The 11874-nt window shown below is 69.7% G+C and carries 10 protein-coding genes; 4 read left to right on the top strand and 6 right to left on the bottom strand.

Annotated elements, in window-relative coordinates; translation table 11 throughout:
- Nucleotides 1–724: 724 nt before the first annotated feature.
- Nucleotides 725–1963, bottom strand: a complete 1239-nt coding sequence (locus F3H13_RS05885; RefSeq protein ID WP_149798112.1) for a mandelate racemase/muconate lactonizing enzyme family protein — start codon at nt 1961–1963, stop codon at nt 725–727.
- Nucleotides 1964–2060: 97 nt separating this feature from the next.
- Between F3H13_RS05885 and F3H13_RS05880 the strand changes: the two genes are divergently transcribed.
- The gene (locus F3H13_RS05880) at nt 2061–2540 is read left to right on the top strand and encodes a TRAM domain-containing protein (RefSeq protein WP_149798111.1); all 480 of its coding nucleotides are present in this window, start codon (nt 2061–2063) and stop codon (nt 2538–2540) included.
- A 61-nt stretch (nt 2541–2601) separates the two neighbouring features.
- On the opposite strand, the gene F3H13_RS05875 is transcribed toward F3H13_RS05880, so the two are convergent.
- Nucleotides 2602–3702, bottom strand: coding sequence for a geranylgeranyl reductase family protein (locus F3H13_RS05875; RefSeq protein WP_149798110.1), 1101 nt, complete (start codon nt 3700–3702; stop codon nt 2602–2604).
- 88 nt (nt 3703–3790) lie between these two features.
- A complete protein-coding gene (locus F3H13_RS05870; RefSeq protein ID WP_149798109.1) occupies nt 3791–6019 on the bottom strand; it encodes a thioredoxin domain-containing protein in 2229 nt (742 codons plus the stop codon).
- 166 nt (nt 6020–6185) lie between these two features.
- Here F3H13_RS05870 and purD point away from each other — a divergent pair, with 166 nt between their 5' ends.
- Entirely contained in the window at nt 6186–7469 is a 1284-nt protein-coding gene (purD, locus tag F3H13_RS05865) for a phosphoribosylamine--glycine ligase (protein ID WP_149798108.1), read from the top strand.
- A gap of 68 nt (nt 7470–7537) precedes the next feature.
- Nucleotides 7538–8113 carry an acyltransferase gene (locus F3H13_RS05860; RefSeq protein ID WP_149798107.1) on the top strand — a complete coding sequence of 192 codons (576 nt, stop codon included), beginning with the start codon at nt 7538–7540 and terminating at the stop codon, nt 8111–8113.
- Here the strand turns inward: F3H13_RS05860 and F3H13_RS05855 are convergent.
- Nucleotides 8110–8469, bottom strand: a complete 360-nt coding sequence (locus tag F3H13_RS05855; protein ID WP_149798106.1) for a DUF5798 family protein — start codon at nt 8467–8469, stop codon at nt 8110–8112. The genes F3H13_RS05860 and F3H13_RS05855 overlap by 4 nt on opposite strands.
- Before the next feature lie 117 nt (nt 8470–8586).
- On the opposite strand from F3H13_RS05855, the gene surE reads away from it, so the two are divergent.
- Nucleotides 8587–9381, top strand: coding sequence for a 5'/3'-nucleotidase SurE (gene surE, locus F3H13_RS05850; protein ID WP_149798105.1), 795 nt, complete (start codon nt 8587–8589; stop codon nt 9379–9381).
- A gap of 39 nt (nt 9382–9420) precedes the next feature.
- On the opposite strand, the gene F3H13_RS05845 is transcribed toward surE, so the two are convergent.
- Together F3H13_RS05845 and F3H13_RS05840 are read right to left on the bottom strand one after the other, a co-directional pair.
- Nucleotides 9421–10152, bottom strand: coding sequence for a nucleotide exchange factor GrpE (locus F3H13_RS05845; RefSeq protein WP_149798104.1), 732 nt, complete (start codon nt 10150–10152; stop codon nt 9421–9423).
- 76 nt (nt 10153–10228) lie between these two features.
- A complete protein-coding gene (locus F3H13_RS05840) occupies nt 10229–11752 on the bottom strand; it encodes a trehalase family glycosidase (RefSeq protein WP_149798103.1) in 1524 nt (507 codons plus the stop codon).
- Nucleotides 11753–11874: the final 122 nt, after the last annotated feature.

Here is an 11874-nt window from a genome sequence, read left to right as displayed (position 1 = left end):
AGGGTAAGGTCAGGTCGGAACGGAGCGATTCCGAACGGCCTTCGGAGGCGGCCTCGCCGCCGCTAATGAGACAATATCCGAAACACCAACACGGTGAACGCGAATGCCAGAAGCGTTCGTCTGTGCCTGTTGGTCGAGCAAGCCCAAAGATACCTCCAAGTCCGTCGAAGTGTCGGCGACTCCCTGCTGGCAAAAATAACAGGTGGGAGTCAGCGGCATTGAGGATAGGAGTAACGGCGGTTTGGCACCGCCAGTCAGCCACCGTTTCGTGATGGGTTAAACGGGTTCCCGAAGAAGAAATCGGACTCATGGTTGCGAACCTGAAACTCCCACCGCTCGGGATTCCTCCGCGTTCACGCGGAGGAGGATGTCAAACGACCTCAATTGTCGTCACATACTAATGGTCGAGCAACAGCATAAGCGTATGTGTGGCAATATGTAGCGTAGTAAACTCCACTGAAGTATCGCGTCCGCCCCGTTCTGGTGAGCCGTATCGGCCGCTTGCGTGACCAACGAGCGGCGACCGATTCGCGCGCTACAGTCAGCACGGCCTTTCCGGGTTATCAGGGACAGTGGACTTTAACGGTGGCAGCGGCGCGATCTCGGACGTTCGCTACTCCAAGGGTTACGCTTCGTCAAACTGAGAAAATCGGAGATTTTTGCGCTTGATTTCGCTCCGCTCAATCAAACAACGCAGCGCTCCGCGCTGCTGGCTCGACGAGGCTTACGCCTCGTCGAACAACGTCTCGCCTTCGACCATGTGCTCCTCGACGGTGTCCATGTCGAGTGTGACGCCGAGGCCCGGCTTCTCCGGCACCTCGATGTAGCCGTCCTCGATGACGTCCTCCTCGACGAGGTCCTCCCACCAGCCGAGCTCGTAAGAGTGGTACTCGATGGCGAGCGAGTTCGGGATGGCGGCGCCGACGTGCGTCGCGGCCATCGTCGCCACCGGCGAGGCGACGTTGTGCATCGCGACCGGGACGTAGTACTGGTTCGCGACGTCCGCGATCTTGCGGGTCTCGCGCATGCCACCGACCTTCGGGAGGTCAGGCGCGACGATGTCGACCGCCTGGTTCTCGATGAGGCGGCGAAGCTCTGTGACGCGGTAGCGGTTCTCGCCGACCGCGATGGGCGTGACCGTGTTCTTCGTCACTTCCTCTTGGACTTCAAGGTTCTCCGGCGGGACAGGGTCTTCGAGCCACCACACGTCGTACTCCTCGATGGCGTCCGCGAGGCGCTTCGCGGAGCCGCCCGAGAACGTCCAGTGGCAGTCGAAGGAGACGTCGGCCTTGTCCTTCACGCGCTCGGTTACTTTCTCGACGATCTCCGCCTTGTGGCGGATCTCGCCGGGGCGGAGGTGGCGGTTCGCGCGGTCCTTCTCGAACCCGCTGGGCACGTCGAGGTCGAACTTCAGCGCGTCGTAGCCTAACTCGTCGACGACGCGCTCGGCCTCGTCCGCGCACGCCTCGGGGTCGGCCTCCTCTTCGGTGTGGCAGTCGCAGTAGACGCGCATCTCGTCGCGGTACTTGCCGCCGAGCAGCTGGTAGGCGGGCACGTCGAGGATTTTGCCGGCGAGGTCGTGGAGCGCGACCTCGATGCCGGAGATGGCGGTGACGGTGACGCCCTCGACGGAGCCCTCGCCGGACATCTTCTGGATGAGGTGTTCGTAGAGGCGGTCGATGTCGAGCGGGTTCTCGCCGACGACGAACGGCTTCATGCGCTCGATGAGCTCGGGCACGCCGGCGCCCCAGTACGCCTCGCCGGTGCCGACGACGCCCGCGTCGGTGTACACGCGGACCAGCGTCCATGGGAAGTTCCCGTCGACCATCGTCGTCTGGACGTCCGTGATCTCGACGTCGCGGCCGCCGCCGCGCGTCCCCGTGGTCCCCATCGTCTCGGCGGAGAGCTCCCGCATCGTGTACTCCGCGTTCGGGTCGTGGAGCGACTCGTAGTCTGGGCTCATAACCGGGTGATTCATTCGGAACAGGGTAAACGTTTACCTTCGCACGCCCCACGGTCCGAACAGGTGGCTTTTCATCCCCGTACGGCCAAAAGGGACCATGGTCGAGATCACTGATTCTCTCGCGTGTCTGTACACGGGTCGGGTGGAGTCCCGGGGCGACGACTACGTCGTCACCGTCCCCGCCTCTGAGATCGAACACGGCAGCGTCAGCGAGGGCGAAACGTATCGAATCGCCGTCTTAGACCGCGCCGAACCGAGCGGCGAGGAGTCGGCGTCGGGCGGCGACGGCGCGTCGGTCCCGGATGCGGACGGCTCCTCCGCGGGGACGCCGTCCGACGACGGGCAGCGCCCCACCTCACGCGGCGCCGCCGGCGCGGTCCAGCCGGACCCGCCCGTCTCGGAGGGCGAGGTCCGCGACGTGACCATCGAGACGCTTGGCGACAAGGGCGACGGGATCGCGAAGATCGAGCGAGGGTACGTCGTTATCGTCCCGGACGCCGAGCCGGGCGAGGAGCCGACCGTCGAGATCACGAGCGTCCGCGAGAACGTCTCGTTCGCGAACGTCGTCGAGGAGTAGCGCCGCCCACCGGACGCCCCCGCCTCCGCGCCGCGACCCGCCCGCCCTCACGCGTTCCTTCTCACTCCGGCGGCTCGCCCCGTGAGAACAGCGCCCGCAGGTTCGACGGCGAGAAGAACGAGGACGGCTCGTCCATGTGGACGCCGATCTCGCCCGAGAGCGCTCGCAGGCCGACTCGCTGGACCGGCTCCGGCAGCGAGTAACACCGCCGGATCGCCTTCCCGAGCCGGATCTCCGTGGCGAGTTCGTCGCGCCACCCGGACTCGTAGTCGGCGAGCGTCGAGGGGTCGCGCGGGTCGATGACCGTCGCGGCGACGTCGGCGGCGCGCATCCCGTAGAGGATGCCGCCGCCGGTGAACGGCTTCGTCTGCGCGGCGGCGTCGCCGATCAAGAAGCCGCGGTCGCTCGTCGTCTCCGCCGGTGGCCCCACCGGAATCGCGCCGGAGCAGCGCCGGTCGGTCGTCGCCCCGTACGCGTCGGTGAGCCGGTCGAACCGCCCCGACACGTTCTCGCTCGGCGGCGCCGCCAGCCCGTACTCGACGCCGGCGTCGCCGCGGGGGATCCGCCACGCGAAGAACGTCGGCGCCGTGAGGTGGACGTCGACGAAGTCGCCCGCGTCCGCCTCGTCGTCGAACCCGAGGACGCCGTGGAGCAGTTCCGCCGGCTCCGGGAGGTCGAGCGCGCGGCGCACCCGCGAGGTCGGGCCGTCGCAGCCGGCGACCATCCGCGCCTCGACTTCCTCGACGTTGTCCGCCGGGGTCCGGACCTCGACGACGACCCGGTCGGACCGCTCCTCGACGCCGACGACCGTGTGGTTCTCCCGGACGTCGGCGCCAGCGTCGCGCGCGCAGTCCGCGAGGGTCCGGTCGAGCCCGACGCGGTCGATCACGTTCGACACCGGCTCCCGTTTATAAAACGGGTACGCCCGCGATCCCGGACCGCCGACGTGAAACCGGGCGCCGTACACGAGGTTCTGGAGGAGCTCGTCGCGGGCGCCGTCGGGGACGTACCCCCACACGTCGTCGGAGACGTGTCCCGAGCAGGCGAGCGGCTCGCCGACCGACCCCTTCTCGAAGGCGACGACGTCGCGGCCGGCTTCGGCCGCGCGCCGGGCGAACCGGGAGCCCGGCGGGCCCGCGCCCACGACGACGAAATCGTACATGGAGGAAGCGAGGTGACGGGGATATTTAATTACGACGCGGCGTCCCGACCCGCCAGAGGATGAGCCGAGGCGGGCTGACGCGCGGCCGCTACGCCGACGGCTCCCGCGTCTCCAACCACTCCAGCGCCGCGTCGAGGTCCGTCCGCGGCGGCGAGCAGGTGAACCCCTCGCAGACGTAGGCGGTCGGCTCGCCGTCGGTCGCGTCGCGGTCCGCCCAGATCGGCGGGGCCTCGGCCATGCCGAGGCTGTCGAGCCACGCGTCGAGACCCTCCTGCGAAGCGGGGCGGGGCGCGACGAGCGCGCCCGGGAGGTACCGTTCGCCGAGCGTCTCTCGCCACTCGTGGGGGACCTCGGCGGTGGCGATCGTCACCTCGATCCCGCCGGTCTCGACGAGGTCGGCCGCCCGCACGAGCGAGGCGTGTTCCAGCGGGCTCCCGCGGATCCGGTCGGCGTGGGTCGTCACGACACGCTCGGCGACATCGCGGAACTCCCCGTCGGTCCGGAAGCCGTCGAGGAGCGCGAGCGTCTCGGCGGCGACGCCGAGGCTCGACGGCGTCGACCGGTCGGTGAACTCCTGCGGCCGCGCGATGAGGGGGCCGGAATCGTCTGTCTCCGAGGTCTCGCCGCCGAGCTCACGGGTGAAGTAGATCGTCCCGTCGTCGGCGTCGTAGAACTCTGCGACGAGCGCGTCGGCCAACTCCAGCGCGAACCCGAGCGCCTCCGGGTCGCCGGTCGCGGCGTAGACGTCGAGCGCGCCGCGCGCGAGGAACGCGTAGTCGTCGAGGTATCCCGGCCCGCGCACGTCCCCGTCGAGCCAGCGGCGGGCGAGCGCACCGCTCTCGCTCTCGGCGTCGTAGAGTCGCTCGCGGCAGAAGTCGAGCGCCTCGCGGGCGATGTCCGCGTACGGCTCGCCGAGGGTCTTCCCGGCCTGCGCGAACGCGGAGATCGCCCGCCCGTTCCACGCCGCTAGCACCTTCTCGTCGCGGGCGGGCCGCGGACGCGACTCCCTGGCGTCGAACAGCGCCGTCCGCGCATTCGTCAGAATCTCTCGGACTTCGTCGGGCGACAGGTCCCGGTCCGCGGCCAACTCTTCGACCGACGCGGCGACCGTCGGGACCGTCGTGCCGCGTTCGAAGTTACCGCCGGTCCGGATCCCGTATCGCTCCTTCGCCAGCGTCGCCGCCGGCTCGTCGAGGACGGCGTCCACCTCCGCGGGCGTCCAGACGTAGAAGGCGCCCTCGACGTCCTCCGATTCGTCGGAGTCGTCCGCACCGCCGCCCCGGCGGCTTTCAGGCCGCCGGCTCCGCGCGTCGAGGGTGCTGAAGAACGCGCCGTCGTCGTGGCGCAGTTCGCGGTCGAGGAACGCGAGCGACTCGCTCGCGACGCGGGCGTACGCGGGGTCGCCGGTGAGGCGATAGCCGTCGAGGTAGGCCATCGGCAGCTCGGCGTTGTCGTACAGCATCTTCTCGAAGTGGGGGACCGTCCACTGGCGGTCGACCGCGTAGCGGTGGAACCCGCCGCCGATCTGGTCGTACATCCCGCCGCGGGCCATCCCGTCGAGGGTGCCCGTCGCGGCCGACAGGAGCGCGTCGCGACCGCTGCCGGCGTACGCGCGCATGAGGAGGTCGATCCGCCCCGGCATCGGGAACTTCGCGCCGCCGCTCCCGAAGCCGCCGTACTCATCGTCGTAGCCGCGCAGCGCGGCCGCGGCGGCCGTGTCGAGCAGGTCGTCGCCGGGCGGTGAGGCGGCGCCCTCTCCGTCCGCCCCCGCCGCGTCCGGCGTCGGCACCGACTCCAGTTCGTCGCGCGCGCTCTCGGCCCACTGGTCGGCGCGCCGCTTCATCTCCTCGCGCTGCTCGGGGTCGCTCCAGGAGTCGGCGATCCGCTCGCAGAGCTCGCGGAAGCCGGGGTGATTCTGCCGCGGCTCGGGCGGGAAGTAGGTGCCGACGTAGAACGGCTTCCCCTCGGGCGTACACCACGCCGAGAGCGGCCACCCGCCGCCGCCGGTGACGAGCTGGCAGACGGTCATATACGTGGTGTCGACGTCGGGGCGCTCCTCGCGGTCGACCTTGATCGGGACAAATGACTCGTTGACCGCGGCCGCGACCGACTCGTCCTCGAAGCTCTCCTCGGCCATGACGTGACACCAGTGACACGAGGAGTACCCGATGGAGACGAACACCGGTACGTCGTGCTCGCGGGCGCGCTCGAACGCTTCGTCGCCCCACGGCTGCCAGTTGACGGGGTTGTCGGCGTGCTGCCGGAGGTAGGGACTCGCCTCCCCGTCGAGGCGGTTCCGCTCGGTCGGCTGTGACATAGGCCTGATTCGACCCGGCGGGGCAAAAGGCGTCCGGGCCGGGACGAGCGGCGCCGCTCCCGCCGTTCATCCCCCCTACCGGCGTGCCCGGTAATACCCACGAACGCGCATATATCTGGTCGCGTAGAGAGTAAGGTTTACACTACCGTGCGGATATCCGTCGGACATGACGGAGACCGTACTGCTGGTGGGGGGCGGCGGCCGCGAACACGCGATCGCCCGCGCGGTGGCGGACGACTGCGCGCTATACGCCTGCGCGAGCGTCCGGAATCCGGGGATCCGGCGACTCGCTGACGGGTTCGAGGCGATCAACGAGACCGACGCCGAGGCGGTCGCCGACTACGCGACCGAGGTCGGCGCCGATCTGGCCGTCATCGGGCCGGAGTCGGCGCTGGAGGCGGGCGTCGCGGACGCGCTCGACGACGCCGGCGTCTACGCGTTCGGCCCTCGGGCCGAGGAGGCGCGTCTGGAGACGGACAAGGCGTACCAGCGGGAGTTCATGGAGGAGCACGCGGTCCCGGGCTGTCCCGACTACGCGGTGTTCGACGACGTCGAGGCCGCCTGCGAGTACATCGACGACTACGACGGTGACCTCGCGGTTAAGCCCGCTGGCCTCACCGGGGGCAAGGGCGTGAAGGTTATCGGCGACCAGGTGACCGCGGAGGAGGCCAAAGAATACCTCCGCGACTCGGAGTACGACCGCGTCGTCCTCGAAGAGCGGCTCGTCGGCGAGGAGTTCACGATTCAGGCGTTCGTCGCGAACGGCGACGTTCGGACGACGCCCGCGGTCCAGGACCACAAGCGCGCCTACGAGGGCGATGAGGGGCCCAACACCGGCGGGATGGGGTCGTACTCCGACACCGGCCTATCGCTCCCGTTCATGGCCGAGGGCGACTACGAGGCCGCGGTCGACGTCCTTGATGCCGTCGTCGGCGCGCTCCCCGACTACAAGGGCGTCCTCTACGGCCAGTTCATGCTCACCGACGACGGGCCGAAGGTCGTCGAGTTCAACGCGCGCTTCGGCGACCCGGAGGCGATGAACACGCTGCCCGTCCTCGACACGCCGTTCGTCGACGTGCTCGCCGCCGCGCGCGACGGCGAGTCGCTCCCGGAGCTCTCCTTCTCGGGCGAGGCGACCGTCTGTAAGTACGCGGTGCCGGACGGCTATCCAACCGACCCCGACGCGGGCGCGGAGATCGCCGTCGACGAGGAGAGCGCGGGCGACGCGCTCCTCTACTACGCGAGTGTCGACGAGCGCGACGGCCGCCTCTACACCACCACGTCGCGCGCGTTCGCCGTCGTCGGCCGCGGCGACTCGATCGCGGCCGCAGAGGCGCAGGCCGAGGACGCGCTGGCGGCCGCGGGCGACCGCGTCCGGATCCGCCACGACATCGGGAAGGCGGACCTCGTCCGGCGCCGGATCGACCACATGGACGACCTCCGGAGCTAACGCAGTCGAGAGCCGAACCGCCGCAGCCGGGAGCGACCCTTTTATTCTCGCCGTCCAAACGGCGTGACGTGACCGACGACGACACGGACGCGACGGGCAGCGATCCGGATGCCACTCGCGACGACGCCAATTCTCCCCGGAGCGACCGCCTCGACCGGTTCCCGACGCCCGGGGCGCGCAACTCCCTGTGGTCGTGGCCTGACGCGAAGTCGCCGCTCGCGGTCGTGCGCAACTACGTGGTCATCGTCCTCGCGCGGATCTGTCCGAGCCTCCGGCTGAAGAACTGGCTGCTGCGGCAGATTGGCGTCACGGTCGGCGCCGGCGTCGCGTGGGGGTTGGAGTCGACGCCGGACGTGTTCTGGCCCGAGCGGATCACCGTCGGCGACGACGCGATAATCGGGTACGACGCCACGCTGCTCTGCCACGAGTTCCTCCACGAGGAGTACCGGCTCGGCGACGTGGTCGTCGAGGACGAGGCGATGATCGGCGCGGGGGCGGTAGTCCTCCCGGGTGTCACAGTCGGCGAGGGCGCGCGCGTCGCCGCGAACTCCCTCGTCGCGGAAGACGTGTCGCCGGGCACGACCGTCGCGGGCGTGCCCGCCGAGGTCGTCTCGCGGGCCGAGACGCGCGCGAGCGACGATTAAGCTGCGTCTTCCTCGGTCGGGTCCGAACCGTCGGTCGCGTCCGCGTCGGTGTCCGAATCGCTGGGTGCGTGCGAGTCGGCGTCGTCCGCCTCTTCGGCCGCCGACTCCTCGGCGTCAGTGATGTGCGCCTCGGTGCTCACGCGCGCTAAGTCGACGCCGACCTCCTCGGCGACGGCGTCGAGGACGGCCCGCTGCTCTGCCATCTCGTTTTCGAGCGTCTTGACGCGCTCTGAGGTGTCTATCACCGTCTCCTGCGTCTCGTCGACCTCGTCGCGAAGCTCGCTGATCTTCTTGTAGGTGCGCTCCGCGCGGTCGGCGAGCGTCTGGATCTTCTTGGCGGTGTCCCCGAATCCCATACCGAACGGTCGGCCCGCCGATACGTGTGCTTTTCCGTTCGGTTCGCGGTCGCGGGGCCGCCGTCCGCGCCGGCCGATCGACGGTGGACTTTTGCCCGACTCGCCCCAGTACTCGGTATGACCGTCGACCGGATCCTGTTGACCAACGACGACGGCGTCGACGCCGCGGGGCTGCGCGCGCTGTACGATACGCTCGCGGCCGAGTACGCGGTTACCGTCGTCGCCCCGGCCGACGACCAGTCCTCGGTCGGCCGCCGCCTCTCCGAGGACGTCGCGGTCGCCGACCACGAGCTGGGGTACGTCGTCGAGGGCACGCCCGTCGACTGCGTCGTGGCGGGGCTCGACGAGCTCGTCCCCGAGGCGGACGCGGTCGTCGCGGGCTGTAACGAGGGGGCGAACCTCGGCGCCTACACCCTCGGCCGGTCGGGGACCGTCTCGGCCGCGGTCGAGGCTGCGTTCTTCGACGTCCCCGCGGTGGCGACCTCGATGTACGTCCCCGGCGGCGACGACTGGTGGAAACGCGAGTTCGAGGCGACCGACTTCGCGCACGCGGCGCGAGCGACCCGGTTCCTCGTCGACGAGGCGGTCGACGCGGGCGTGTTCGACCGCGCCGACTACCTCAACGTCAACGCGCCAATCGCGGACGCGGACCGCGCGCCGCTCCGCGTCACGACGCCCTCGACGTGGTACGGGATGCGCGCCGAGCGGAACGGCGACGGCCGCGTCGGGTTCTCCGACCCGATATGGGGCCGGATGAACGACGGCGACGTGCCGGACCCGGTCGGGACCGACCGGCGGGCCGTCGTCGACGGCGAGGTGTCCGTCTCGCCGCTGTCGGTGCCGCACGCGGCGGAGCCGAACGCGGGACTCGACGACCTGGCGGACGCCTACGAGGCGGCGATCCGGTCGTGAAACGCGTTCGCACTGCTCGGTTGCGGTGGACTCGGCGTGTTAGTCCCCGTCGCCGGTGCTGACGGTCACTTTCGCCTCGCTCAACACGCGGTCGCCCATCTCGTAGCCGGGCTCGTACACCTCGTGTATCGTCCCCTCCGGGTGGTCGCTGTCGACGCGGAGCATCACCTGGTGGCGCGCGGGGTCGACCACCTCGCCGGGCTCCGGCTCGATCGCCTCGACGCCCTCGTCGGCGAGTACCTCGTCGAACTTCTCCAGCGTCGACTCGACGCCGGGGCGGAGGTCGCTTCCCTCGTCCTGGTCGAGCGCGCGAAGGAGGTCGTTCCGGACCGGGGTGAGCCGCTCGACGAGCGCCTCGGAGGCGCGCTCGCGGATGTCCTCCTGCTTCCGCTTTGCGCGCTCCTTGTAGTTGCTGAAGTCCGCCTTCACGCGGGCGAGCTTGCTCGTCAGCTCTTCCACCTCCTCGTCGCGCTCTTGGAGCGCCTCGCGGGTCTCTGCGAGGTCAGCCTCCAGTGCCGCGACCTCGCGGGCAAGCGCCTCGTCGTGTTCGGCGACGGCCGCGGCCAGCGCCTCGGCGTCGCGGCGGGCGTCCTCGCTGACCGGCTCGCTGTCGGCCGATTCGCTGTCGGCCGATTCGCTGCCGGCCGATTCGCTGTCGGCCGACTCGCCGGCCGCTCCCTCGGCGGTCGCCTCCGCCGTGCCGTTCGCTCTCGCCGCGTCGCCCTCGGCGTCGTCGGGGGTCTCGACATCGACGGCGTCCTCGTCGCTCATACTCGATCGAAGTCGGTCGTCGGGGATAAGCGTTCAGAAGCGCGACGCGACGAGCTCGACGAGGACCCGGAACCGGCTACCGCCGAGCCGATAGCGCCGTGACGACGCCGTTCGTCCAGCCGAAGCCGTACTGGAGCTCGTACTCACCCAGGTCGCTCGCCGCCTCGGCCGTGCGGACGTCGTACTTCTCCGCCATGCGGCCGGTCTCATCGAAGGAGCTCCGCGCGAGGTCGACCCAGCGGCTCGCGACGTCGTCGGCCAAGTCCTCGTGCCCGTACCGGCGCAGCCCGGTGACCGCCATCCAGTGGAGGGGCGCCCAGCCGCTCGGCGCGTCCCACTGCTCGCCGGTGGCCTCGAGCGTCGTCACCAGTCCACCGGGCCGGAGGAAGTCCCGGCGGAGCCGGTCCGCGACCGCGGCCGCCCGGTCCTCGGTCGCGACCCCGGTGAAGAGCGGCGCGACGGCGGCGAGTGTGAGGCGGTCCGACCGCCGGTCGTCGGTCCACGAGTGGTCGACGTAGAACTCCGCCTCCGCGTCCCAGCAGTACCGATTGATCGCCTCCCGACGCCGCGCGGCCAGGTCGGCGTACCGCTCGCCGGCCGCCGTCCGTCCGACGCGCGGAAGCCACTCCGCGAGCGCGGACTCCATCCCGAAGAGGACGGCGTTGAGATCGACCGGCACCAGCTCCGTCGTCCGGATCGTCGTGAGGTCGTCGCCAGCCAGCCACCGAGAGCTGAAGTCCCAGCCGGACTCGCAGGCGGCCCGAACGTCCCGGAACAGCGCAGGCCGGTCGTCGACCGGGACCCGGTCGGCGAGGCGACGGTCCTCGTAGTACGACTCCGGTCGCGGGCGAGCGCGGTCGTCCCAGTACCGATTGAGGACGGTCCCGTCCGAGAGTCCGACCACCCGACGGTGTGCCGCGGGCCCGTCGTCGCGGGCGACGCGGTCGGCCCCGTCCATCCAGAACTCGTGTTCCGTTCGGAGCGCGTTCACGTGGGGAGCGACGGCGTCGAACCCCTCCTCGCGCTCTAACACGCGAAGCATGCGGTAGAACAGCGGAACCTGCGACCGGCTGTCGTAGTACGTACGGTTCCCGGTCGGGACGAAGCCGAAGCGGTCCAGAAGCGACGCGATGTTCTCGACCATGCCCGCGACGAGGTCGGTTCGATCGTCCGCCGCCAACCCCTCCGCGGTGAAGTAGCTGTCCCAGTAGTACATCTCGCGGAAGCGACCGCCGGGGACGACGTGCGGGTTCGGGAGGGGGACGAGCGTCGACCCCGCCGCGTCGGCGTCGTCGAACGCTCGCGTCAACGCTCCCCACAGCGACGAGACGTGGTCTTTCATCGACCGGGAGGCGGCGAGGTTCGGTGCGACCCCGACCGGCTCCGGTAGCCTGAACTGCTCTTCGACGAACGACTCGAGGTCGAAGTCGTCTCGGTTCCGCCGCGTCAGATACCGCTCGAACAGCAGATCCGGATCGACCCGCGGCTCGGCGTCGACGAACCGCTTGTCGTCGTCGAAGAGGTCCCGCCGCTGAACGGCGCGGAAGAGTTCACCGGAGATCTGCGGGAACGTGCTGTAGTCGAAGCGGGCGGAACTCATCTCTATCACGTAGTGAAAGGATTAGTAAGTACTTGATGAATTAGCCGCGGAGAGAACGGATCACGCGCACCATCGGCGATCCTCTCATCAATGGGCCATGATTAATTATAAGTGTAATAAAT

It is taken from the genome of Halorubrum xinjiangense (assembly GCF_900102375.1).
Taxonomy (GTDB): Archaea; Halobacteriota; Halobacteria; order Halobacteriales; family Haloferacaceae; genus Halorubrum; species Halorubrum xinjiangense.
This window is presented reverse-complemented; position numbering and strand designations above follow the sequence as displayed.